This is a genomic window from Allobosea sp. GW821-FHT12C12, assembly GCF_058807355.1.
This window is the reverse complement of record NZ_JBXAQP010000007.1, coordinates 168,666-191,453: the sequence shown is the minus strand read 5'-3', so window position 1 is coordinate 191,453 and position 22,788 is coordinate 168,666. Positions and strand designations below refer to the sequence as shown.

The 22,788-nt window shown below is 66.3% G+C and carries 26 protein-coding genes and 1 pseudogene; 9 read left to right on the top strand and 18 right to left on the bottom strand.

Features of this window, described 5'->3' with window-relative positions; genetic code table 11:
* The first annotated feature begins 228 nt into the window (after window positions 1–228).
* From AC1RRW_RS12545 to AC1RRW_RS12535, 3 genes are all read left to right on the top strand, one after another.
* Window positions 229–858, top strand: coding sequence for a helix-turn-helix domain-containing protein (locus AC1RRW_RS12545; protein ID WP_492901099.1), 630 nt, complete (start codon window positions 229–231; stop codon window positions 856–858).
* 158 nt (window positions 859–1,016) lie between these two features.
* Window positions 1,017–1,484 (top strand): ABC transporter ATP-binding protein, encoded by a 468-nt coding sequence (locus AC1RRW_RS12540; protein ID WP_492901098.1) that lies wholly within the window; start codon window positions 1,017–1,019, stop codon window positions 1,482–1,484.
* A gap of 29 nt (window positions 1,485–1,513) precedes the next feature.
* Window positions 1,514–1,837: a hypothetical protein gene (locus AC1RRW_RS12535; RefSeq protein ID WP_492901097.1), complete on the top strand. Its 324-nt coding sequence runs from the start codon at window positions 1,514–1,516 to the stop codon at window positions 1,835–1,837.
* Window positions 1,838–2,033: 196 nt separating this feature from the next.
* Here AC1RRW_RS12535 and AC1RRW_RS12530 read toward each other — a convergent pair whose 3' ends face one another.
* From AC1RRW_RS12530 to AC1RRW_RS12510, 5 genes are all read right to left on the bottom strand, one after another.
* Window positions 2,034–2,993, bottom strand: a complete 960-nt coding sequence (locus AC1RRW_RS12530) for a dihydrodipicolinate synthase family protein (protein WP_492901096.1) — start codon at window positions 2,991–2,993, stop codon at window positions 2,034–2,036.
* Between the two features lie 63 nt (window positions 2,994–3,056).
* Window positions 3,057–3,962: a dihydrodipicolinate synthase family protein gene (locus tag AC1RRW_RS12525; RefSeq protein WP_492901095.1), complete on the bottom strand. Its 906-nt coding sequence runs from the start codon at window positions 3,960–3,962 to the stop codon at window positions 3,057–3,059.
* A gap of 25 nt (window positions 3,963–3,987) precedes the next feature.
* Window positions 3,988–5,052 (bottom strand): proline racemase family protein, encoded by a 1,065-nt coding sequence (locus tag AC1RRW_RS12520; protein ID WP_492901094.1) that lies wholly within the window; start codon window positions 5,050–5,052, stop codon window positions 3,988–3,990.
* Window positions 5,049–6,155 carry a mandelate racemase/muconate lactonizing enzyme family protein gene (locus tag AC1RRW_RS12515; RefSeq protein WP_492901093.1) on the bottom strand — a complete coding sequence of 369 codons (1,107 nt, stop codon included), beginning with the start codon at window positions 6,153–6,155 and terminating at the stop codon, window positions 5,049–5,051. Before AC1RRW_RS12515 ends, AC1RRW_RS12520 begins: the two co-directional genes overlap by 4 nt.
* A 206-nt stretch (window positions 6,156–6,361) precedes the next feature.
* Complete coding sequence (locus tag AC1RRW_RS12510) at window positions 6,362–7,582, bottom strand: D-arabinono-1,4-lactone oxidase (protein ID WP_492901092.1); 1,221 nt, start codon at window positions 7,580–7,582, stop codon at window positions 6,362–6,364.
* A 186-nt stretch (window positions 7,583–7,768) separates the two neighbouring features.
* Here AC1RRW_RS12510 and AC1RRW_RS12505 point away from each other — a divergent pair, with 186 nt between their 5' ends.
* From AC1RRW_RS12505 to AC1RRW_RS12490, 4 genes and pseudogenes are all read left to right on the top strand, one after another.
* Entirely contained in the window at window positions 7,769–8,641 is an 873-nt protein-coding gene (locus AC1RRW_RS12505; protein ID WP_492901091.1) for an amino acid ABC transporter permease, read from the top strand.
* Window position 8,642: 1 nt separating this feature from the next.
* Window positions 8,643–9,431: an amino acid ABC transporter ATP-binding protein gene (locus AC1RRW_RS12500; protein WP_492901090.1), complete on the top strand. Its 789-nt coding sequence runs from the start codon at window positions 8,643–8,645 to the stop codon at window positions 9,429–9,431.
* Window positions 9,337–11,013 (top strand): aldehyde dehydrogenase, encoded by a 1,677-nt coding sequence (locus AC1RRW_RS12495; RefSeq protein WP_492901089.1) that lies wholly within the window; start codon window positions 9,337–9,339, stop codon window positions 11,011–11,013. The genes AC1RRW_RS12500 and AC1RRW_RS12495 overlap by 95 nt, the downstream gene beginning before the upstream one ends.
* 73 nt (window positions 11,014–11,086) lie before the next feature.
* Window positions 11,087–11,709: pseudogene (locus AC1RRW_RS12490) on the top strand (Ldh family oxidoreductase).
* A 23-nt stretch (window positions 11,710–11,732) separates the two neighbouring features.
* Here AC1RRW_RS12490 and AC1RRW_RS12485 read toward each other — a convergent pair.
* The 9 genes from AC1RRW_RS12485 to AC1RRW_RS12445 all read right to left on the bottom strand — a co-directional run bounded on the left by AC1RRW_RS12485 (window position 11,733) and on the right by AC1RRW_RS12445 (window position 18,774).
* Window positions 11,733–12,452 carry an NUDIX hydrolase gene (locus tag AC1RRW_RS12485; protein ID WP_492901088.1) on the bottom strand — a complete coding sequence of 240 codons (720 nt, stop codon included), beginning with the start codon at window positions 12,450–12,452 and terminating at the stop codon, window positions 11,733–11,735.
* Window positions 12,449–13,351 carry a PhzF family phenazine biosynthesis protein gene (locus AC1RRW_RS12480; protein ID WP_492901087.1) on the bottom strand — a complete coding sequence of 301 codons (903 nt, stop codon included), beginning with the start codon at window positions 13,349–13,351 and terminating at the stop codon, window positions 12,449–12,451. Before AC1RRW_RS12480 ends, AC1RRW_RS12485 begins: the two co-directional genes overlap by 4 nt.
* Window positions 13,348–13,530, bottom strand: a complete 183-nt coding sequence (locus AC1RRW_RS12475) for a hypothetical protein (RefSeq protein WP_492901086.1) — start codon at window positions 13,528–13,530, stop codon at window positions 13,348–13,350. Before AC1RRW_RS12475 ends, AC1RRW_RS12480 begins: the two co-directional genes overlap by 4 nt.
* Window positions 13,531–13,535: 5 nt before the next feature.
* The gene (pdxY, locus tag AC1RRW_RS12470) at window positions 13,536–14,384 is read right to left on the bottom strand and encodes a pyridoxal kinase PdxY (RefSeq protein ID WP_492901085.1); all 849 of its coding nucleotides are present in this window, start codon (window positions 14,382–14,384) and stop codon (window positions 13,536–13,538) included.
* A gap of 8 nt (window positions 14,385–14,392) precedes the next feature.
* Window positions 14,393–14,773 carry a RidA family protein gene (locus tag AC1RRW_RS12465; RefSeq protein ID WP_492901084.1) on the bottom strand — a complete coding sequence of 127 codons (381 nt, stop codon included), beginning with the start codon at window positions 14,771–14,773 and terminating at the stop codon, window positions 14,393–14,395.
* Between the two features lie 83 nt (window positions 14,774–14,856).
* The gene (locus AC1RRW_RS12460) at window positions 14,857–15,888 is read right to left on the bottom strand and encodes an ABC transporter substrate-binding protein (RefSeq protein ID WP_492901083.1); all 1,032 of its coding nucleotides are present in this window, start codon (window positions 15,886–15,888) and stop codon (window positions 14,857–14,859) included.
* A gap of 101 nt (window positions 15,889–15,989) precedes the next feature.
* Window positions 15,990–17,075: an NAD(P)H-dependent flavin oxidoreductase gene (locus tag AC1RRW_RS12455; protein WP_492901082.1), complete on the bottom strand. Its 1,086-nt coding sequence runs from the start codon at window positions 17,073–17,075 to the stop codon at window positions 15,990–15,992.
* Window positions 17,076–17,107: 32 nt separating this feature from the next.
* Window positions 17,108–17,899 (bottom strand): ABC transporter permease, encoded by a 792-nt coding sequence (locus AC1RRW_RS12450; protein ID WP_492901081.1) that lies wholly within the window; start codon window positions 17,897–17,899, stop codon window positions 17,108–17,110.
* Window positions 17,896–18,774: an ABC transporter ATP-binding protein gene (locus tag AC1RRW_RS12445; protein ID WP_492901080.1), complete on the bottom strand. Its 879-nt coding sequence runs from the start codon at window positions 18,772–18,774 to the stop codon at window positions 17,896–17,898. Before AC1RRW_RS12445 ends, AC1RRW_RS12450 begins: the two co-directional genes overlap by 4 nt.
* A gap of 199 nt (window positions 18,775–18,973) precedes the next feature.
* Between AC1RRW_RS12445 and AC1RRW_RS12440 the strand changes: the two genes are divergently transcribed.
* Both AC1RRW_RS12440 and AC1RRW_RS12435 read left to right on the top strand, forming a co-directional pair.
* On the top strand, window positions 18,974–19,498 hold the full coding sequence (locus tag AC1RRW_RS12440; RefSeq protein ID WP_492901079.1) for a DedA family protein: 525 nt from the start codon (window positions 18,974–18,976) through the stop codon (window positions 19,496–19,498).
* A gap of 206 nt (window positions 19,499–19,704) precedes the next feature.
* Window positions 19,705–20,043, top strand: coding sequence for a ComEA family DNA-binding protein (locus AC1RRW_RS12435; RefSeq protein WP_492901078.1), 339 nt, complete (start codon window positions 19,705–19,707; stop codon window positions 20,041–20,043).
* 245 nt (window positions 20,044–20,288) lie between these two features.
* Here AC1RRW_RS12435 and AC1RRW_RS12430 read toward each other — a convergent pair whose 3' ends face one another.
* The 4 genes from AC1RRW_RS12430 to AC1RRW_RS12415 form a co-directional block, all read right to left on the bottom strand.
* Window positions 20,289–20,528, bottom strand: coding sequence for a hypothetical protein (locus AC1RRW_RS12430; protein ID WP_492901077.1), 240 nt, complete (start codon window positions 20,526–20,528; stop codon window positions 20,289–20,291).
* Between the two features lie 75 nt (window positions 20,529–20,603).
* Complete coding sequence (locus tag AC1RRW_RS12425; protein WP_492901076.1) at window positions 20,604–20,792, bottom strand: hypothetical protein; 189 nt, start codon at window positions 20,790–20,792, stop codon at window positions 20,604–20,606.
* 151 nt (window positions 20,793–20,943) lie between these two features.
* The gene (gene ilvC, locus AC1RRW_RS12420) at window positions 20,944–21,963 is read right to left on the bottom strand and encodes a ketol-acid reductoisomerase (RefSeq protein ID WP_492901075.1); all 1,020 of its coding nucleotides are present in this window, start codon (window positions 21,961–21,963) and stop codon (window positions 20,944–20,946) included.
* A 35-nt stretch (window positions 21,964–21,998) separates the two neighbouring features.
* Window positions 21,999–22,673 (bottom strand): TetR/AcrR family transcriptional regulator, encoded by a 675-nt coding sequence (locus tag AC1RRW_RS12415; RefSeq protein ID WP_492901074.1) that lies wholly within the window; start codon window positions 22,671–22,673, stop codon window positions 21,999–22,001.
* Window positions 22,674–22,788: the final 115 nt, after the last annotated feature.

The window sequence follows — 22,788 nt, the reverse complement described above, 5'->3', positions numbered from 1 at the left end:
CACGATGCCGCCGCCGTCGCGCATCGGCCTCTCGCCGGCGCGACCGGTTTCATTGCCGGCGCATCCTCGGAAACGGAGGCTCGTCCAGATGCGAGAGGCTGTCAATATGAAAATACATAAAATGTCTAATACGAAAATTGCTAGAGGAAGAGATATCCTCTCCCTTTTCATCCCCACCGCCGGTGCTTATGACGAAGGGTGCGGGAGGAACCCGAACGGAGAAGCGGCATGCCGGAAATTTCATTGGCGGAGCGGGGTGATACGGTCGAACCTCCGGAAAGCGAGGAGCTTCGCGCCGTCAATGTCGGCGCGCGCCTGCTCAAGCTGCGCAAGAGCCGCCGCCTGACGCTTCAGGACGTCAGCGCGATGACGGGCGTATCCGCCTCGGCCTTCTCGAAGATCGAACGCAACGAGCTTTCGCCGACCATCTCGACGATGCAGCGCATCGCCCATGGGCTGGATGTCGAGCTGGTGATGCTGCTGTCAAACGACCAGGACGGCAGCGCCATCAGCTTCCCGGGACGCCGCAGCATCAGCCGGGCCGGAAGCGGCAGCAAGCATACCACCGGAACCTGCAACAACGTCCTGCTTTGCGCCGATCTCAAGAACAAGCGTGCGACGCCGATCCTGACGACGGTGACGGCGCGCTCGCCGGACGAATACGCGGCTTGGGCGAAATCCGACGCCGAGATTTTCGTGATGGTGATGGAGGGCGCGCTGATCGTACACAGCCGCCTTTACGAGCCGCTGGAGTTGCACAAGGGCGACTCGGTCTATTACGACGCCACCACCGAACATACCTGGACATCGAAGGGGCCAACCAACGCAGTTGTCCTCTGGGTCCTCGTCGATCTCTGACGCCGCAAAGTGGAGCGCCCGCGCCTCCCCTGAGGTTGGGGAGGCAAGGCTCGATGCACCTATCCGCCTAATTTGTCCTTTTAGAAAAATTTTGTCGTTTCAGAATTTTTCTGTTGCTGGTGATAAAAATCTTGGCCTAGCCTCCGCACAAGAGGAAAATGACGCAATCGACGCCGAGGGCGCAGTCATTCGCACCGCAGGCCGAGCCAGGCCTGCGTCTCCTTGGTGTGCGGAAATCCTTCGGCAGTGTCGTCGCTCTCCAGCCCACCTCGATCGACGTGCCTGCCGGCAAGATGTGCGCCCTGCTCGGCCCTTCCGGCTGCGGCAAGACGACGACGCTGCGCATCGTGGCCGGTTTCGAGCTGCCCGATGCCGGACAGGTTCTGATCCGCGGCGAAGACAGGACCTTCGACCCGCCGCAGCGGCGCAAGCTTGGTATGGTCTTCCAGAACTACAGCCTGTTCCCGCACATGACGGTCGGGCAGAACGTCGCCTTCGGCCTGCGCATGGCCGGCATGGCGCGGGCCGAGACGGAGGCGCGCACGCGCCGGATGCTGGACATCGTCCACCCGATGACGGTCTCGACGGCCGAGCATCGTTTGAAGGCGCGCTTGATAGCGGGTTGAGGCCGCGTTTCCGGCCCGCGACATAGACCGTGAGCGCCTTGTCCTGCGGCGCGTTGTGGCCGCGACAGCCGGCGTCGGCAATGATCTTCGTCAGGCTGACGCCGACGCTGGTCTCGATCTCGGGGATGACGGTCGCGAGCGTGCGCCCGTCATACGGATTGCCCGGCATCGCCTTCACATGGGCGACAAAACTGGCCGCAACGGCAGCGGTTGAGCGGCGTCGCGACCGAGACCTTCACGCCGAACTCGTAGGGCTTGTGAGCCTTTCCTTTGCCAATGCGCTCCACCTCGGGCGCGTGCAGAGATTTTCCAGCCGCGCTCGCGTTGCCGCTGATGCCGCACCTGACGAATGAGCGACAGCGGCACGCAAAAGCCTCAACCATAGCTGGCGATCCGCGATCCCGCGGCCGATGTCGCGGACGACATGGGCCGGCATGATTCGAAGCGAGCGCAGCGCCCGGTTCGCCCGTTTGAACTGCTTCGCATAAGGCCGGAAACGCTTTAACCTTAGCCGGGTCTCAGCTTTACCGGCCGACGTTTCATATTCTCTCAGGCCGCCCTATCTTCGGAGATAAACTGCCGCGACCAGTCGGCATACCATCTATCGAAGAGCCGGAGCTGCGTCTTTGCATAGCCACGCTGGCTTTCTGACAAGGCATCGGCCTCGTTGAAGTGCAGCGCGTATTCCGCGTCGCCCTTCAGCACCATCATGTGCTTGAAATAGAGAACCAGATCGGGACCCTCGTCGAAGGAGGACAGCACGCCGAGCGCCTGTTCGAGTTCCAGGGCCAGCCGGCAGGCGTCGGCGTTGCCCTTGGCCGCAGCTTCTGAGAGCTTGCAGAGACGGATGACCTCTTTCGGCAGGACGTTGCCGATGCCGGTGATCGCGCCTGTCGCGCCGCAGTTCACATAGCCGTGGAAGACTGCCGTATCGACGCCGATCATCAGGGAAACGTCGTCGTCGCGGCTGGTGATGTTCTCCGCGGCGTAGCGCATGTCGGCCGGCCCGCCGAATTCCTTGAAGCCGACAAGGTTGGGGTGCTCGGCGCGCAGCGCGAAGAACAGGTCGGCGCGCGTGGCGAAGCCGTAATAGGGACTGTTGTAGATGACGGCCGGCAGGTCCGGCGCGGCGGCGAGAATCGCCTTGAAATGCGCCTTCTGGGCGGCGATCACGGAGCCGCGCGAGAGCACCCGCGGAATCACCATCAGCCCCTTGGCGCCGACTTTCCGCGCATGAGCCGCGTGGGCGACGGCCGAGGCGGTGTTGACCGCGCCGGTGCCGACGATGACCGGAACGCCGGCCTCGACCAGCCGCTGGACGCCTTCCATCCGCTGCGCGTCGCTGAGCAGCGGCCAATCGCCCATCGAGCCGCAATAAACCACGGCCGACATGCCCTCAGCGATCAACTGCTTCGCCTTGCGCACCAGCGCATCGAAGTCGGGGGTCCGATCAGCCTTGCAGGGCGTCATCAGTGCGGGGATCACGCCCGAGAAGATCTGGGATTGCATAGGAACATCCTCGAATTGCTTGTTCTTGATGATACCGACGGCACATCGTCGTCGCCGTGAGGACTATTGCGCGGCCTTCGTCAGCAGTGAAGAATCGATCGCCGACAGCAGGCTTCTAAGGCCGGCGACTTCCTCGGGCGCGTATTGCGGGATCGGCGCGCGGACGGGTCCCACCTGTAGGCCGAGCAACTCGCAGCCTGCCTTGACGCCGCTGTTGTACCGGCGCGAACCGACATAGCGGATGACGGGCAGGATTTCGCGCCAGACGGAAAGGACGGTCGCATCGTCGCCTTCGTCGCTCGCCTTTTGGAGCTTGGCAAGTGCGGGGCCCATGAAATTGGCGATGCCCATCACCATGCCGGGCGCCTTCATGACGAGTGCCGGCAGCATCAGCACGTCCTCACCATTGAAGAATCCGATCTCGTCCCTGTGGTCGCAGAGGAAGGTCGTCATCTGGGCGATGTTGGCGGACGAGTCCTTGATGTACCTGACCTGCGGGATTTCACGGGCGAGGCGCAGCGTGAAATCCACGTCGAGATGCAGGCTGGTCGCCGGCGGGAAGTTGTAGGCGCAGATCGGCAGCGTGGTCGCATCCGCGACCGCGGCGTAGTAGGCGAAGGCCTCGTCGAAGCCGATCGGCTCGTAATAGGGCGTCGCGAGCATCAGCGCGGTGGCGCCGGCGCGTTCGGCATGTTTCGACAATTCGACCGCCTCGCGCGAGGAGGTGGCGCCGGTATGGGCGAGAACGGTCGCGCGCCCGGCCGTCTGTTCGACCACGATCTCGACCAGCCGCAACCGCTCCTGCTGCGAGAGCACCGAGAATTCGCCGGTTCCGCCGGCCGGCACGAAGCCATCCACACCGTCCGCAATGTTCTGGTCGACGAGCCTTCGCAGCGCCTTCTCGTCGATCCGCTCGCCATCGGCGGTGAAGGGGGTCACGATGGCGGACAGTACGCCCTTGAGGGTCATGCCGGAAATCTCCAGAATCTGAGTGTCAAAGGGGAGCAAAGCCGTCGGCCAGCGCATCCCCGGCATCCGAAGCGATTAGCAGGAAGCCGTTGATATAGGCACGTCCGGTGAGGGCGGGCGTGATGAAGCGGCGGGCGGAGGTCGGCCGGACCTTCGCGGCAGTGACCGTGAAGGTGGAGCCGATGATGCTTTCGGTGGTCAAGATATCCTCGGCCGCCAGCTTGCCTTCGGTCACGAGCTTGGCGAAGAGCGCGCTGGTGCCGGTTCCGCAGGGCGAGCGGTCGATGACGCCGGGCGGCGCCACCACGACGATCCTGGCGCGGTCGGGCATGGCCGGATCATGCTCGTAGAAGAGCACCTGATAGACGTCGAGTTCCGCGCCCGAAACCGGGTCGACGACCGGGCCCGCTGTATAGGCTTCACGCAGGAGCCTGGCCAGGCGCACGATCTCGGTCGCATTGGCGCTGTCGAGCGGGAGACCGATCCTCTTCGCATCGACGGATATGTAGTAATCCCCGCCATAGAGCAGCTCGGCGGGCATGGTGCGGCCATCGACCTCGATGTCGTCGCGCTTGACCGTGAAGGACTCCACGTTCGTCAGGGTGACGGTCGTGAACGTGCCGCTCTCCCGGCGCGCGGTCACGCCCACCGGACCCGCCGGGGTGCGGATCGCGAATCGGGTGGCCAACGCATCGTCCTGCCAGAGATCGGGCAGAAGGTTCATCTCGATGATGACGGATGCGAAGCCGATCATGCAGTGGCCGCACATCGGCGGGTAGGAGCCGGGCTCCAGGATCACCGCGCCGATGTCGCAGCCATCCTCCTGCGAGGCGATGGGCAGGACCGCGCAGGTCAGCCCGCCGCCGCGCGGCTCGTGCACGAGCCGGCGCCGCCAATGGTCGGCATGGTCGCGCAGCCAGGCGCGGGCCGCATCCACGGTCGCGACGTCATCGGGCAGGTCGATGCCCGACAGGACGATGCGGGTCGGATTGCCGCCGGTATGGGAATCGACCGCCAGGACCTCCTGACGTTCGGCGCGGTCGAGCCATGCGATGGCGGAGCTCGGCAGAAAGCGCGAGGATGTCGTCATCTGGTCACCGCGAAGAGAGGCTTGCCCAGGGAGGCGGCATCGACGGTGATGCCCAGGCCGGGGGCGGTGGGGGCCTTGCCGCGGCCGTTTTGGGAGCGCGGGGCGTATCCCGCGACATGCTCCTTGGTCCAGTCGTTGAAGAAGGAGGCGTGCAGCAGGGCGTCGGGCCGGGTGCTCGCCGCGACATGCGAGACGGCCGCGGTCGTGACGTCTCCGCCCCAGACATCCTCGATGCAGATCGTCATGCCGAGATCCTGGGCCAGCGCCCGCATGCGCTGGGCCCCCGTGATTCCACCGACGCGTGCGAGCTTGATGTTGACCGAGCCGGCGCCGGCCTCGTATTTCGCGCGGTAGAGCTCGGCCGAGTTGAGCACCGACTCGTCCATCACCAGCGGCAGTGTGCTCATCTTCTGGACGATGGCGCAGTCGGCGGTGTCGCGGCAGGGCTGCTCCACATAGATGTCGAGGCCTGCCAGCTCGCGAACGGCGACGATGGCCGCCTGGAGATTCCAGCCGCCGTTCGAATCCGCGACGATCACCGCATCGCCGGGGCAGGCTGCGACGACGCTCCTCGTGCGCGCGGCATCCTCATAAGGATCGTTGCCGACCTTCACCTGGAAGCGGTTGATGCCGACCGCACCGCGCATGCGCACGAAGGCCGCCATCTCTTCCGGCGAAGCGAGCGGCACCGCTTCGTAAAGCGGGAAATCAGGCTGGGCGACGCCGCCGAGAAGCGTGGCGATCGGAAGGCCCGCAGCCTTGCCGACAAGATCCCAGCAGGCGATGTCGATGGCGCTCTTGGAGCTGTTCTGGTCGAGGAGCTGGGCATCCATCGCCCGACTGACCAGGTTGAGGTTCGTGGGGTCGAGGCCGATCAGAAACGGCGCCATCGCCCGGATGCCCGCGCGCGTTCCTTCGGCGAAAGCCGGAAGATAGGTGCCGCCAAGCGTGCTGCTTTCGCCCCAGCCCTCGAGACCCCCGTCGGTCATGATCCGCACGAGGGTCGAGGCCTGGCTTTGCGCCGCGCGCCCTCCCGACATGACGTACTCGCCATGCGCATAGGTCAGCTCGTAGCCGTAAACTTCGATTGCGGCGATGTGCATTTGTATCTCAAGAGTGATTGGTAATAGGTAACATATTACCCGTCACCATGTCTTTGTCAATGCAAGCGCTGACGATGGCGCGGGCCGTCGCGGCGTTTCTGAAGAGCGTCCGGCATGCTCATTCGGGAGCCGATCGTTCGCCAGGAGACGAACGATCGGCGCGAGCCCTCCGCTTCGACAGGAGGCAATCGAGCCGGGCCGGAAGCTCAGCCGAAGAGGCTGGCAAGATGCGCGTTGAGGAAGAGGTCATGCGGGTCCAGCCGGCGCCGGACGGCCTCGAAACGCTCGTAGTCGGGATAAAGGTCCCGGACGCGCTCGCGATCGAGAAAATGCAGCTTGCCCCAATGCGGGCGGGCCTTGAACTGGCGCAGCTCGGCATCCACCGCCCGCAGGAAGGGGAAGTAGTCGCGACCGATCTCGCCGGACACGGAGACGGACATGGTTTGCCGGCCCGACTGAGGCGAGAGAAAGCCTTCGTCGGCCTTCTGCCAGCGAATCTGCAAAGGCGAGATTTCCGCGGGAAACCGCTTCAGCATCAGCGTCTGCATGGTCTCGACCGCCTGGCGGCCATCGGCGGCGTCGATCATGTATTCCAGCTCGTGGAACTCGGCCACGGTGGTTCCGTCGGGGTAGATGCGGTAGGCGCGGTCTGTCCGGCTGTTGACCTCGCCGGCCGGCATGTCGTGATCGACATAGGGCAGTTCGCGGAGCAGCTTGACGAAGCAGTGATCGGCCGGAACCTCTCCGAGCTTGTAAAGATGCGCCGAGCGATCGGTGGGCATCCACCAGAACGAGAAATGCCGGAATTCCGACGTCAGGTGATCCCACTGCCGAAAGACTTCCGACATGGGCAGAACGATGTTTTCCTCCTTCAGACGATAGGCGGGGACGAGTTCCAGTCCGATTCTGAGCGCCGGCCCCAGCAGGCCGAGCGAGACCTGCGCCGCTCTCAGCGCCTCGATGTCGGTCTGGTCGATATCCACGACCTCGCCGAGGCCGTCGACGACCCGCATGCTTCTCACCATCGACGAGATGGAGCCGAAGTTCGAACCCGAGCCTTTCGTGCCGGTCGCCGCCGCGCCGGCGATCGACTGGACGTCGATGTCGCCCTGATTGGCGAGCGCTAGCCGTGCGTTCCAGAGTGGTTCCCCGAGTGCCGCAAGCGTCGAGCCGGCCCGGACTTCCGCGTGCCGGTCTTCGGCGCTGGTTGAGATGACGCCTGTGAGCCGACGCAGATCGATGAGCAGGCCGGAGGTCTCGACGATCGGCGTGAAGGAATGGCCGCCGCCGGCGACACGGACGTTCTTCCCGTCGAGCACCGCGTCGCGAATGAGCGATATGGCTTCGTCTTCTGTCTCAGGCGTCGCGACATGGCCGGCCTCGAAGGTCTGGTTGCGGCCCCAGTTCGTCCAGATCGCCCCGCGCATGTCACTGTTCCTCATCCGTCCACCGAACCCAGCTTGACGACAGCCATCACCAAGGTCTATCTAAACGGCTATCGGTTACCGATTACCATGGCGGTGCTGAGAGCGCTACCTGCATTCGAATGACGTTCAGGGGTACGCCGCGTGACGAATAGAGTGGGTAGTCCGAAAAGGCCGGACGTCGAGACGATGCCGGTCGTTCCGCTCAGATATTATGGTCGCTGGGTTGCGGCCGGGGTGCTCGCCGTCCTGCTCGCAGGCCTGATCACCTCGATGGTGACCAACCCGCGCTTTCAGTGGAACGTCGTCGCGGAATTTCTGCTCGACAAGGTCATCATCGCCGGGCTCGTCGCGACGATCCTGCTGACCATCGCCGCCATGGTGATCGGCGTCGTGCTTGGCACCGTCATCGCGCTGATGCGCATCTCGAACAATGCCGTGCTCGGCGCCATCGCCTCAGGGTATCTCTGGGTCTTCCGCGGCACCCCTCTGCTCGTGCAGCTGATCTTCTGGTACAATCTTTCGGCGCTTTATCCGATGATCACCATCGGCTTCCCGTTCGGACCCTCGCTCGGATCGTTCGACGCGAACGTCTACATCACCGTTTATGTCGCGGCGCTCCTGGGCCTCGGGCTCAACGAGGGCGCCTATATGTCCGAAATCGTGCGCTCGGGGCTGAACTCCGTGCCGCCCGGGCAGCGCGAGGCGGCCGAAGCGCTCGGCATGTCGAGCTACCGCGTCATGGCGCGCATCATCTTGCCTCAGGCCATGCGGGTGATCATTCCGCCGACCGGAAACCAGTTGATCGGCATGCTGAAGACGACTTCGCTCGTGAGCGTGATCGCACTGCAGGAACTGCTCTATTCGGCCCAGCTCGTCTACACCGCCAACTTCCAGACCATACCGCTGTTGATCGTCGCCTCGATCTGGTACCTCGTGCTGACCACCGTTCTGTCGATCGGCCAGCACTTCCTGGAACGTCATTTCGGAAAGAGTGATCGGCGGGCCAGCGTGGACGCTCTTGACGCTTCGGACGACGTCGAGAGCGGGAAAAAGGCCTGACATGTCGGAATTGCCAAAATCGTCCCTTGGTGAGCATGCCGTCGTCGCGCGCGGTGTGAAAAAGGCCTTTGGCAGCCACCAGGTCCTGAACGGCGTCGATCTGACGGTCGACTACGGGAAGGTGTGCTGCATCCTGGGCCCGTCCGGATCGGGCAAGAGCACGTTCCTGCGCTGCATGAATCATCTCGAGAAGCTGAGCGGGGGCCTGCTTCAGGTTGGCGGCGAACTCGTGGGCTACCGCCAGCACGCCGGCAAACTCTACGAGATGAACAAGGCGGAAGTCGCGCGCCAGCGCGCCGACATCGGCATGGTCTTCCAGAGCTTCAACCTGTTCCCGCACATGACCGTGCTGCAGAACATCGTCGAGGCGCCCATGCATGTGCGCAAGGCGCCGAAGGCCGAGGCGATCGGTCATGCGCGCGACCTGCTGTCCAAGGTCGGGCTCAGCGCCAAGGCCGACGCCTATCCGCGGACGCTTTCTGGCGGGCAGCAGCAGCGCGTCGCGATCGCCAGGGCGCTCGCGATGAAGCCCAAGCTCATGCTCTTCGACGAGCCGACCAGTGCGCTCGACCCCGAGCTCGTCGGCGAGGTCCTGCAGGTGATGCGCCGGCTCGCCGCGGAGGGCATGACCATGATCGTCGTCACGCACGAGCTCGGCTTCGCCCGGGAGGTCTGCGACAAGGTCGTGTTCATGGATGAGGGCGTCGTGGTCGAAGAGGGCAGCCCCGGCGAACTCTTCGGCAACACCAGGACGGTGCGCGCCAAGGCCTTCCTCGGCAAGGTTCTCTAGCTGCCGCCATTCGGCAGGGTGCGACACGCGTCGCCGATCCCAGTCGCGGCATGCAATCGGCAAAAGCGGTTGGCAAGCCGGAATTTCGTTTCAGATCCACGGAGTGTTCATGACCTGCCTTCCGGATACGGTGAGAACAAAGGCCTTCATCGACGGGGCCTGGACCGACGCTGAAAACGGTGCGGTCTTCGACAATCTCGATCCCGCCACGGGAAAGCTGCTGAACAGGATATCGGCCTGTTCCGCCAAGGATGTCGACACGGCGGTCAAGGCAGCCCGCTCGGTCTTTCGGACCGGCGTGTGGAGTGCCCTGGAGCCGAGGGAGCGCAAGCGCATCCTCCTGAACTTCGCCTCGCTCGTCGAGGCGAATGCCGCTGAACTGGCGCACCTGGATTCGATCGACGCCGGAAAGCCGCTGTGGGACTGCGAAAATCTCGACCTTCCCGACGTCGTCAACAACATCCGCTGGTATGCGGAGGCGATCGACAAGGTCTTCGGGAAGATCTCGCCGACGGGGGAAGGCAATCTCGGCCTGATCGTACGCGAGGCGGTCGGCGTCGTCGGCATGGTGCTGCCGTGGAATTTCCCGGCGGGAACCCTGTCCTGGAAGATCGGGCCCGCGCTCGCCTCCGGCAACTCGATCGTCGTCAAGCCGGCGGAGCTCGCCTCTCTTTCGACGCTGCGCATCGCCGAGCTCGCCTTCGAAGCCGGCGTGCCGGCGGGCGTCTTCAACGTGGTGCCCGGCCTTGGCCATGTGACCGGCAAGGCGCTCGGCCTTCATCCCGACATCGATATGCTCACCTTCACGGGTTCCACCGAAATCGGACGCCAGTTCCTGCGTTACTCGGCGGACAGCAACCTCAAGAAGATCGTGCTCGAATGCGGCGGCAAAAGCCCGCAGATCGTGATGGCCGACGTCGGCGATCGGCTGGAGACGATCGCGGAAAACCTTGCCGGTGCGGCGTTCTGGAACATGGGCCAGAACTGCACCTGCGGCTCCCGTATCCTGGTGCAGACATCGATCAAGGACGCCTTCGTGCGGGCGCTCGTGAAGGCGTCCGAACAATGGAAGGTCGGCCCACCGACCGATCGCTCGACGAAGCTCGGCCCCTTGGTCGAGGCCGCGGCCTTGACGCGCGTGCTCGGCGCGATCGAGACCGCGACGCAGGAAGGGGCGAAGATCGCCGCCGGCGGCAACCGGGTCTTTCAGGAAACGGGGGGCTGGTTCGTCGAGGCGACCGTCATGGACGACGTCACGCCGACCATGAAGATCGCGCGTGACGAGATCTTCGGCCCCGTCGTCGCGGTGATGGGCTTCGATACCGAAGAGGACGCCGTCAGCTTGGCCAACGATACGGCCTATGGCCTGGCAGCGACGGTGTTCTCGAACGACATCAACGTCGCCATTCGCATGGCGCGCAAGGTCCAGGCGGGGACGGTCGCCGTCAACGGTTATGGCGAAGGCGATATCTCGACGCCGTTCGGAGGCTACAAGACCTCGGGATTCGGTGGCTACGACAAGGGCATCGAAGCCTTCGACCAGTACACGCAGCTAAAGACGATCTGGGTATCGCTTTCCTGAGACCATAGCCATCCGCCGCAGGCCGCCCCGGCCTGCCGCGGATCGGTCGACGCCGGGGGGACGAAAGAGGGCGATGACGGAGAAGGTCACCATCAGCGTCATCGAGGCCGAGGAGCTTGGCCTGGCGATCCTGCGCCGGACGGGGCTCGGGGCGGAACAGTCCGAGGCTGTCGCCGATGTCATCATGCGGGCGCAGCGCGACGAGTGCCAATCGCATGGCCTCTATCGCCTGATCGGTTGCGCCCACTCCGTCAACGCGGGACGCGTCAACAAGGCTGCGACGCCGACGGTGACGGACCTCGCTCCCGGCACCGTCAAGGTCGATGCTGACCGTGGCTTTTCCCCGCCCGCCTATATGCCGGCATCGGCCTTGCGATCGAGAAATCCCGCAGGCAAGGCCTTGCCGCGCTGGCTATCAACAACTGTCATCACTTCTCGGCGCTCTGGGCCGAGGTCGAGCCCGTGGCGAAGCAAGGCCTGGCCGCGATCGCGTTGACGCCGAGCCATGCCTGGGTCGCGCCCTCCGGTGGACACGCCCCCGTCTTCGGCGCCAATCCCTTCGCCTACGCCTGGCCGCGCCGCCCCCTCATCCCGAGGAGCGCTCGGCGGAAGCGCGTCTCGAAGGATGCTCCAGCTCAAGCAGGAGCCTCCTGGAACATCCTTCGAGACGCCGCGTGCCTCGGCTCCTCGGGATGAAGGGCCGAGGGAGGCGCAAGTCTTCAATCCTGCCCGTAGATATGGGCCAGATAGCGCCGCATGAAAGGCGGCATGTCGTAGCGCTCGCAATCGCCGAGGCTGCGGACGATCACGATGCCGGAAAGCTCGGGCTCGTCCTGCTGCCTGATCCGCGCCAGCATCAGCTCGCGCGCCGCCTCGGCAGGCAGCGGCACGGACACTGGCCGCATGAAGGCGACCCGCCCGGTCAGGATCACCGCCGTCCAGCTCTCCTCGACCGCGATCTCGTCCAGCGCCAGCCCGGTCTCCTCGCGGAGTTCGCGGGTCACGCTGCCGGCGAGATCGAGCGAGCCGTCGGGGCGCAGGTCCTCGCGGTCCGGCGTGCCGGCGGCGAAATAGACCTTTCCGGCATTGGCGGTGTGCTCGCCCATCACGCCGCAGAGAAAGCCGCCGTCGCTCGCCCGCAGCGCCGCCATGGCGTAGCCGTTGCGCACGACCGGGCCGGGATGGCCGAGGTCGCGCCAGGCCATGAAGCTCGCATAGTCGGTCTCGAAATAGCCGGCGTGGAAAACGCCGTCCTCGATCGCGCCGCGGTGCTGCAGCATGATGCGGCCGTTGAACATCGCCGGCTTGCCCGCGCTGATTCTGGCCCAATGCGCCGCGATGTAGCCGGCGCGCTCGCGGGCGAAGACCCAGTCATAGGGCTCGATCCGCGCCTCGACCCTGGACAGGGCGACGATCTCGCCATCGACGACGCCGCTCACAGCAGCGTGCCTTCGCTGACCAGGACGGCCGAGCCGCCGATACGGGCCGAGACCAGCGCGCCGCCCGAGACGCCGAGCTCGAGCGCGATCCGCGAGGGCCTGCCCATCTCGTAGCCCTGCTCGATCACGAACCGATGCTCGCCGTCGCCCGGTTTGTCGAAGGCCATGACCGCCCCGGCGAAGGCCGCGACCGCCGAGCCCGTCGCCGGATCTTCCAGCACGCCGGCGCCGGGCCAGAACATCCGGGCGTGGTAGTGATGGCCGGCCTCGGCGGTGTCGCGGCAATAGACGAAGGCGTTCGGATTCGGCGCGGCGGCGAAGGCGCGCTCGAACGCCTCGCCGGCCGGGCGCGAGCGCGCCACGGCGTCCCGGTCCGCGACCGGCACGAGCGTATAGGCGACGCCGGCCGAAAAGGCGCCGGGCTCATGCCCCTCGAAGCCGATCGCGGCTGCGTCGAGCCCGAGCGCCCCGGCGAGATCGGCAAGCGGAATGGCCTGCTCCAGGCGCTCGGGCAGCTTCGGCAGCGTGAACACGGCGCTGCCCGAGACCGCGTCCGACACCATGACGGCGCAGGGCACGAGCCCGACCTTCTCCTCCAGCGTCAGAATGTCCGCGCCGCGCCCCCCGGCATGGTCGCGCAGCGCCAGCAGCACCGCCGTGCCCACGGTCGGATGGCCGGCGAAGGGCAGCTCCTGCGCCGGCGTGAAGATGCGGATCGCGGCGCGGTTGGCCGGATTGGTCGGGCCCGCGACGAACACCGTCTCCGACAGGTTGAACTCGCGCGCGATCGCCTGCATCGCGGCGGTGTCCAGGCCTTCGCTGTCGAGCACCACGGCCAGCGGATTGCCGGCATGGCGCCGCGTCGTGAAGACGTCGAGCGTGACGAAGCGGCGCGTCATGAGCGTGATCCTTCCGCGATCATCAGGTCGATCGTCAGCGGGCAGTGGTCGGAGGCCTTCGGCCGGTCCCGGCCGGCGCGCGGGTAACGGTCGCCGTTGGTCGCGAGCCGCCCGCTTGGCTGGAAGCGATGGCGAGTCAGCAGGTTCTCGCCGTTGAAGGCGCCGATGCGCGGCTTCATCCGCGTCAGATCGGTTCCGGGGTGAACCGCTGCGACGGCGTGACGAATTCGTCCTGCGCCGCCACCGTCAGGATCTCGCGCGAACCCGCCTCCTTCGTGCGCTTCAGCAGGCCGTGGATCGAGGCCGCGGCCTTGGCGAGCGCGCTCGCCGCCGACTGTTCGCGCAGATGATGCACGAAGAACAGCGCCGCGATCGCGTCGCCCGCGCCGTTGACGCTGACGTCGAGCTTCGGCGTGCGCACCCGCCACGCTCCCCGCGCATCGGCGGCCATCAGGTCGATCGCGTCGTCCGGCGTCTCCTCGGTGACGAGCGAGGTCACCAGCACGGTCTTCGGCCCGGCGTCGCGCAATGTCTCGACGGCGCGATGGGCGTCGGCGATCGTCCTGATCTCGATATCGGTCAGCAGTTCGAGCTCGAACTGGTTCGGCGTCACGATGTCGGCCGCCGGCACCGCCTGCTCGCGCATGAACTCCGGGATGCCCGGCCGCACGAAGACGCCGCGCCCGACATCGCCGATGACGGGATCGCAGCAATAGACCGCCTTGGGATTGGCGGCGCGCACGCGCCCGACCGCCGAGAGGATGGCGTGGCCGATATCGGCCGAGCCCATATAGCCCGACAGCACGCCGTCGCAGGAAGGCAGCACGCCGCGCTCCGCGATGCCCTCCATCACCTCGTCGATCATGCCGCCGTCGAAGACGCGGCCCTTCCATGCGCCATAGCCGGTGTGGTTGGAGAACTGCACCGTATGGATCGGCCAGACCTCGACGCCGAGCCGCTGCATCGGAAACACGGCCGAGGCGTTGCCGACATGGCCATAGGCGACATGCGACTGGATGGAGAGGATGTTCATGCTCGGTCTCAGGCCGCGACCACGATCTCGATCTCGACGAGCCAGTCGTCCTGCAGGAGCCCGGCGACCATCGTCGTCACGGCAGGCTTATGCTCGCCAAGCACGGCTTGTCGATAGGCGGTCGCCGGCCCGCGCAGGGAACGGTCGGCGAGATAGGTCGTCACCTTGACGATGTTGCCGACATCCATGCCGGCCTCGGTCAGGATCGCCTTCAGATTATCCCAGGCGGTCTCCAGCTGCGCCTCGACGCCGTCCGGCGCGCGGCCCGCCTTGTCGAGACCCATGGTGCCGCTGCTGAACAGGAACCGGGTCGGCTGGACAACCTCGACGCCATGGCAATAGGGGCCGACCGGCGCGAACATCGTGGCGGGATCATGGGCTTTCAGCATGGCGGCCTCGCGAATGGGAAAGGGCGCCGCAGCCTAGGCCGGACGCCCTCCGCGTGACCAATTGAAAGTCTTGACGGGATCGATCAGGAGCCCGCCGCCGCCTTCTTGGCGAAGGTGTCGATGAAGGTCGTCTTGAGATCGACCTTCGATGTCGCCAGCTCCGGATCGAGCAGCTTCAGCGCGTCGTAGACGCTCTGCTGCGCCTCGGGCGTCGAGATGCCGGTGCGCGAATAGCTCTCCAGCGAGTTCTTGACGGCGGCGAGATAGAGCGGCTTGTCGCCGAGATGATACTCGGCCGGCACGAGGTCGGCGACATCCTCGGGTTTGGCCGTCTCCAGCCATTTCAGCGACTTGACGAAGGCGTTGACGAGCTTCTGCGTCGTCACCGGGTTCTTCTCGGCGAAATCGCCCTTGAGATAGAGCACGGCGGCCGGGTTCGATCCGCCGAACAGCGCGCGCGTGCCGGCCTCGGTGCGCGTGTCGATCAGCGGGACGATGTCGCCATCGGCCTCGAGCTTCGAGGTGACCGGGTCGAGATGCGAGATGATGTCGACCTGGCCCTGCTTGATCGCAGCGACCGCCGATGCGCCCGCGCCGACGCCGATGATCGGGGCGTCGGTCGCCTTCAGCCCGGCCTTGACCATGGCGTATTGCACCGTCAGCGCGGTCGAGGAGCCGGGCGCGGTGACGCCGATCTTCAGACCCTTGAAGTCGGCCGCCGACTTGACCTTGGAGGCCAAGTCCTTGCGCACCGCTATGGTGATCGCCGGGAAGCGCCCGAGCTCGACCACGGCGCGCACGTCCTGGCCCTTGGCCTGCATGCGGATGGTGTGCTCATAGGCCCCGGTCACGACGTCGACCGAGCCGCCGACCAGCGCCTGCAGCGACTTCGCGCCGCCGCCGAAATCGTTGATCTCGACATCGAGCCCCTGCTCCTTGAAGAAGCCCTTCTTCTCCGCGATCGTCAGCGGGAGATAATACAGCAGCTGCTTGCCGCCGACGCCGAGCGTCAGCTTGGGCTTCTCGGCGTTCTGGGCGAGCGCGCTTGATGCGCTGAAGCCAAGCGCGGTGGTGAGGGCGAGCGCGGCCAGCGCCGCGCGGCGTGAGAACGTCATGGGAATTCCTCCGGTTGACTGGATCGGCGCCTTCCGGGAGCGCCGTTGACGCGACGATAGGCGAGATCGACGCGGCAGGGCAAGGCGGCCCGTCCGCAAGCTCAGCCGATCCGCTCCGGCACGGCCAGGATCGCGGCGGCCTCACGCCAGATCCGCGTGACCGCGTCGGCCGCGGGCTCGGCGCGTCCCAGCGCCGCAGACTGACCGGCCCAGGCCTGCATGCGCTGGACATCGCCAACGGCGGCGGCCGCGTCGCGCATCGCGGCCGTCAGCCCGCGCTGCACCGGATAGGGCGCGGGCGACGGCGCATCGGGCGAGAGCGCGGCGAGCGCGTAGCGCGTGGCGATGCTGCGCCCGGCACGACCGCTGAAGGCGCGCGAGACCACCGTGCCCTCCGGCGGGGTCGCGCCCAGCGCCTGCGCCCAGGCCGGGTTGATCCTCGCCTCGGGCGCGCGCAGCAGGGCGCTGCCGATCTGCACCGCGCTGGCGCCCAGCGCCAGCGCCGCCGCAACGCCGCGGCCATCGCCGATGCCTCCCGCGGCCACGACAGGTAACGCGACCGCATCGACGACGGACGGCAGCAGGGCCATCAGGCCGACCGCCTGGCGCTCGGCCAGGCCTGCGTCGAACGCGCCGCGATGACCGCCGGCTTCCGCGCCTTGCGCGACCAGGACATCGGCGCCGGCGGCCTCTGCCTCGCGCGCCTCGGCCACGGTCGTCACTGTTGCGAACCAGGCGATGCCGGCGTCTTTCAGCCGCGCCACGACCTCGGGCGGAAACAGCCCCATGATCGAGGATGCGGCCGCGGGATGCGCCGCGATGAGCGCTTCGCACTGCGCCTCGAAGGATTGCAGCGGCGCATCCCCGGCCTCGGGCGCAACGGCGGGGCCGAACTCGCCGAGAAAGTCGCGCAGCCGCGCCTCGTGCGCGGCATCGCGTGCCGGCGGGGGATCGGGAATCCAGAGATTGATCAGGCTCGCGCCGTTGCTCGCCGTATGGAAGCGTTCCTGCCAGGCGAGGATGTCGTCGGGCTTCATCAGCAGCGCGCCGCAACCGCCCATGCCGCCGGCATTGGCGACCGCGACCGACAGGTCCGGCGCGGGCACCCCGGCCATCGGCGCGAGCAGGATCGGGACCTGCAGCCCGAAGCGGCGGCAAAACGCGGTATGGCGCTCCGTTCTGTCCATTTCCGTATTCCCTGCCGCTGGCCGCGCAGGCCTCAGACCGTCGTGGTCGAGCTGTGTCCCGGCCGCCAGACCAGCAGGCGCTTCTCGACCAGCGTCACCAGGGCGTCGATGCCGATGACGACGATCGTCAGGATCAGCATGCCCGAGAACACGCCGGTGACGTCGAAGACGCTTTCCGCCTCCTGGATCTTGTAGCCGAGCCCGGCCGAGGAGCCGAGATATTCGCCCACCACCGCGCCGACGAGCGCGAAGCCGACCGAGGTGTGCAGCGAGGAGAACATCCAGGTCAGCGCCGAGGGCCAGTAAACGTGCCGGAAGAGCTGCCGTTCGTTCATGCCGAGCATGCGGGCGTTCGCCAGCACCGTCGGCGAGACCTCGCGCACGCCCTGGTAGACGTTGAAGAAGACGATGAAGAAGACCAGGGTGAAGCCGAGCGCGACCTTCGACCAGATGCCGAGCCCGAACCAGAGCGCGAAGATCGGCGCCAGCACGACGCGCGGCAGGGCGTTGGCCGCCTTGATGTAGGGGTCGAACACCGCCGCCAGCAATTCGCGCCTTGCGAAGGTGAAGCCGAAGAAGATGCCGGCCGCCGAGCCGATGGCGAAGGCGAGCACGGTCTCGGTCAGGGTGATGCCGAGATGCCAGTAGATCTCGGCGCCGGCGAGCGTCTTCCAGGTGCGGGCGAGCACCGCGCCCGGAGTCGAGAAGAAGAACTGGATCGTCTTGACGTCGCCCATGATCGGATAGGCCGTGACGACGTGCCAGGCCAGCAGGAAGACGACCATCACCAGCACTTGCAGGCCGAGCAGTCTGGCGCGGTTCATGACGGCTCTCCCTCGACCAGATCGCGCCCGTCGCCCATCGCATAGGCCTTCTGCACCTCGACGCGCAGCGAGGCCCAGATGTCGCGGTGGATCTCGTGGAAGGCCTTTTCCAGCCTGATCTCGGCGATGTCGCGCGGGCGCGGCAGCGGCACCTTGTAGTCGGCGACGATGCCGGCGGCCGGCCCGGCCGACATCACCACGACCCGGTCCGAGAGCGAGATCGCCTCTTCCAGATCATGCGTCACGAAGATCAGCGCCTTGCGGTCCTTCGACCAGAGATCGAGCAGGAGATTGCCCATGATCTGGCGGGTCTGCGCGTCGAGCGGCCCGAAAGGCTCGTCCATCAGCAGGATCTCGGGGTCGCGGATCAGCATCTGCGCGAGCGAGACGCGCTTGCGCTGCCCGCCCGAGAGCATGTGCGGATAGCGGTCGACGAAGGCGCGCAGGCCGACGCGGGCAAGCCAGTCGCGGGCGCGCCTGTCCGCTTCCGTATCGGAGACGCCCATCGGCTCCAGCGCGACCTTGACGTTGTCGAGCGCGGTCTTCCACGGCATCAGCGCATCGGCCTGGAAGAGATAGCCGGCGCGGCGGTTGAGCCCGGCGAGCGGCTTGCCGAAGATGCCGACCGTTCCGGCCGAGGGCGTCAGCAGGCCGGCGGCCGCGTTGAGCAAGGTCGACTTGCCGCAGCCGGTCGGCCCCACCACCGAGACGAACTCGCCGGCCGCGACCGAAAGGTCGATCCCCGTCACCGCCTTGTAGCGCTGGCCGCCCTCGATGTGGAAGGTGATGTCGAGCCCGCCAAGCGCCACCGCCGGGGGATCGATGGACGCGCTACCCGCCCCCGCCGCCTGACGCGGGTTGTCCTGCAACGTCATGAAACCTGTTTCCCCGATGGCGGCGTCCGGGCGTCCGCCGCGTCGGCCACTCTTTCCGAATTCCTGGTTGCGCGGCACGATAAAGCAATGCGCGGGAAAGTGGGAACCGCAATTTCGTTGCGGCTGCCGCATGCGGGCGATTGCGCGACGGCACGGACGCAGCGATAAGCCTTCGCCCGCCCGCGAGGATTCCCGATCGATGCAGCAACTCGAACTCTGGATGCAGTGGCTCGTCGAGTTCATGCGCGCGAACCAGCAATGGGCGATCCCGATCGTCTTCCTCGTCGCCTTCGCCGAATGCGTCGCGGTGCTGTCCTGGCTGGTGCCGGCCACGGTGTTCTTCACCGCCTTCGGCGCGGTCGCGGGCGCCTCCGGGCTGAACCTGATCCCGCTGGCTTTCGCGGCGACCGCCGGCGCGGGCCTGGGCTTCTGGCTTTCCTACTGGGCCGGGCTGATCCTGGGGCCGCGCGTCGGCGACTACTGGCCGCTCAACAAGAATCCGCAACTGCTCGAACGGGGCCACGCCTTCTTCGAGAAATGGGGCGTGCTCAGCATCCTGATCGGCCATTTCTTCGGGCCGCTGCGAGCCGTCATCGCCATCGTCGCCGGCATCGTGAAGATGCCGTTCTGGCCGTTCCAGTTGGCCAACTGGGTGGCGTCGGCCGCGTGGGGCTTCAGCCTGCTCTATGGCGCGGGCCGCCTTGCCGAGTTCATGGCGCGCTGAAAGGCCCATGACGATTGGCTGAATGGCGGCTTCAGACGCCGTTCAGCCGCAACCGCCGATGGTCGCTCCATCGCCTCGGGACGATGTCGCATTCCAGCGGCAACCTGGCGCGATCGGCGGCCGGATGACCCGGCAGGCCGGGTCGGCAGGCGTGCCCGGCGCCCGACCGATAGCCATCATCCGGGACGGACCTTGAGGATTTCATCATGATCTCGCGTCTCGTCACCAGCATCGTCATGCTCGCCATCGCGTCCGGCCCCGCCTTCGCCCAGGCGACGGCTCCCGCGACGCCGGCTCGCCCCGCGGCTCCCGCGACGGCTCCGGCTCCGGCCGCCGCCCAGCCTGCCGCGGTCGTCAAGAAGATCAACATCAACACCGCAACCGCCGCCGAACTCGATACGCTGAAGGGCATCGGCGACGCCCGCGCCAAGAAGATCATCGAGGAGCGCGCCAAGGCGAAGTTCAAGAACTTCGACGATCTGGTGAAGCGCAATGTCCTGCCGGCCAATGTCGAGGCCGAGATCAAGGACAAAATCAGCTTCTGATCGGGATGTCGCCCGCCAGGGCGCCATCAAGGCAAGGGCCCGGCGGATCGCTCCGCCGGGCCCTCTTTTGTAATGATGGCGATATCGAAGGTCCGTGCGACCTCAGAAGCGGATCAGTCCGGCGACGACGGCGGCCGTCAGCGCGAAGGACGAACCCATGGCGAGCCAGGCGACCGCCTGTGCGTCGAGCAGTTTGAGATGATGCATGACACCCTCCTCAAGTTGCAGATATGGAAATCCTTTCGTCAGAGCGGAACCGCGCCGAGAAACACGCCGGCGAGCACGGCCAGCACGAGACTGATCAGCAAGACCATTGCCACCGGCCTGCCGAGCAGGCCGCCTCGAGCCTCGACCGGCGTCTCGACGGTCGGGCCGTCATCGACCTGGTTGAGCTGGCTCGGTTCGACGCGGGACCGCTGCGTCGCCGGCTCCGTCCTGTCCGAGTCCTGTGTCGATCGGGCCGGACGCTGTTCGTGATCGATCATGATCGACCTCCATCTTCCGGTTGATCGAACGCGCCGCTGCCGTCCGCTGCTGGCCCGATATGGATTTTCAAAGGCTCAGATCAGGCCGATGAACGTATTGACGACCAGCGCGAGAGCGAGACCACCGAAGAGGAAGGTCAGGAGCGGCCAGTCCTCGCCGTCGTCCTGCAGGACGGTGACGCGCTGCGCATCGTCCTGGACATGGCTGGACCAGGCTTCCCGCGCCGCCCGTTCCCTGACCGTCAATTCCTGCTCCCGATTCATGATCGCCTCCGCATGATCCTGGCTGGCCGAATTCCTGTCTGGCCATGAGAACGCCTCGATTAACCAAGTGTTCCATGCAGGCTGACGACCGGAAAAAGCGGGCGCCTCGCGGCGCCCGCCTTGCCGTGCCACACGCCTTGAAGCGGCGGGCTCAGTTCCTGGTCTTGTCCACGAGCGCCTTGGCCTTGATCCAGGGCATCATGTCGCGCAGCTTGGCGCCGACCTCCTCGATCGGGTGGGCGGCCATGCGCGCGCGCGTCGCCTTGAACGAGGTCTGGTTGACCTTGTTCTCCAGCATCCAGTCGCGGGTGAACTTGCCCGACTGGATGTCGGCCAGCACGCGCTTCATCTCGGCCTTGGTCTCGGCGGTGATGATGCGCGGGCCGGTGACGTACTCGCCGAACTCGGCCGTGTTCGAGATCGAGTAGTTCATGTTGGCGATGCCGCCCTCGTAGATCAGGTCGACGATCAGCTTCACCTCGTGCAGGCACTCGAAATAGGCCATCTCCGGCGCGTATCCGGCCTCGACCAACGTCTCGTAACCGGCCTTGATCAGCTCGACCAGGCCGCCGCAGAGCACGACCTGCTCGCCGAACAGGTCGGTCTCGCACTCTTCCTTGAAGTTGGTCTCGATGATGCCGGCGCGACCGCCGCCATTCGCCGACGCATAGGACAGGCCGAGATCGTGCGCGTTGCCGGTCGCGTCCTGATGGATCGCGATCAGGGTCGGCACGCCGCCGCCGCGCTGATATTCCGAGCGGACCGTGTGGCCGGGGCCCTTGGGGGCGACCATCAGCACGTCGAGGTCCTTGCGCGGCTCGATCAGGTTGAAATGCACGTTGAGGCCGTGCGCGAACAGGAGCGCGGCGCCCTCCTTCATGTTGGCCGCGAGTTCGTCGCGATAGATGTCGGCCTGCAGCTCGTCCGGCGTCAGCATCATCATCACGTCGGAGACCTTTGCGGCCTCGCTCGGCGTCATCACGGTGAAGCCGGCCTCTTCGGCCTTCTTGCGCGTCGGCGAGCCGGCCTTCAGGGCGATGACGACATCCTTGACGCCGGAATCGCGTAGGTTGAGCGCGTGGGCATGGCCCTGCGAGCCATAGCCGACGATGCAGACCTTCTTGCCCTTGATCAGGTTGATGTCGGCATCACGATCGTAATAGACGCGCATTTCGATGGTCCTTCCTTGGATTCTGGCTGGTTTCTTCAGGCTTTCGGCGCGGCCAGGTCGTCTTTCGAGAACCTGACCGCGCCGTGAAGTGCGAGGAACTGGTCGGTGGCGCGGCCTGCGTCGCGCGTGATCTCGGCCGGCGTCGGCACGAGCGCGTCGCCGAGCAGCAGCCGGATCTGCACGTCGCGGCCGACCAGGCCGAAAAAGGTGCGGAACGCCGTCTCGGCGTCGTCGAAGGCGAGCAGCCCGGCCTCCCGCCCGGCTTCGAGCACCGGCCGCAGCCGCTCGCCGATGGCGAAGCGGCCATTGGCCAGCACGATGCCGCCGAGATTGCCCTTCCGCGAAGCCGCGTGGCCGATGGCGAGGCGGTTGAGCGCGATCGAGGTCGGGGATGAGATCACGCTCAGCCAGTTGGCGGCGAAGTCCCTGAGGCTGTCGCGCAGGGTCGCGATGTCGAGTGTCTGGCGATCATAGGCCCCGGCCCGGACCCGCGCCGCCTGCCATCGCACCGTCGCGGTCAAAAGCCCGTCGCGGTCGCCGAACCATTTGTAGAGCGTCTCCTTGGAGCAGCTCGCCCGGCGTGCGACGGCGTTCATGGTGAGCCGGTCGCCCTCCTCCACCATCAGCGACAGCACGGCGTCCAGCACGGCCTGCTGGCGGGCCGTGGGCTCTTCCGGCTCGCTGTCTGGGGGCCTGGCCGTCGCCGCCATCGTCTCTTCCGCCGCGGAATTTAAGTGTACCGTACGTTACGGTTCGGCTCACTAGCGCGTCGCCGGCCGGAACGCAAGAGGCCTTGCGCATGTCGCGCGGCGACCACATTTCGCC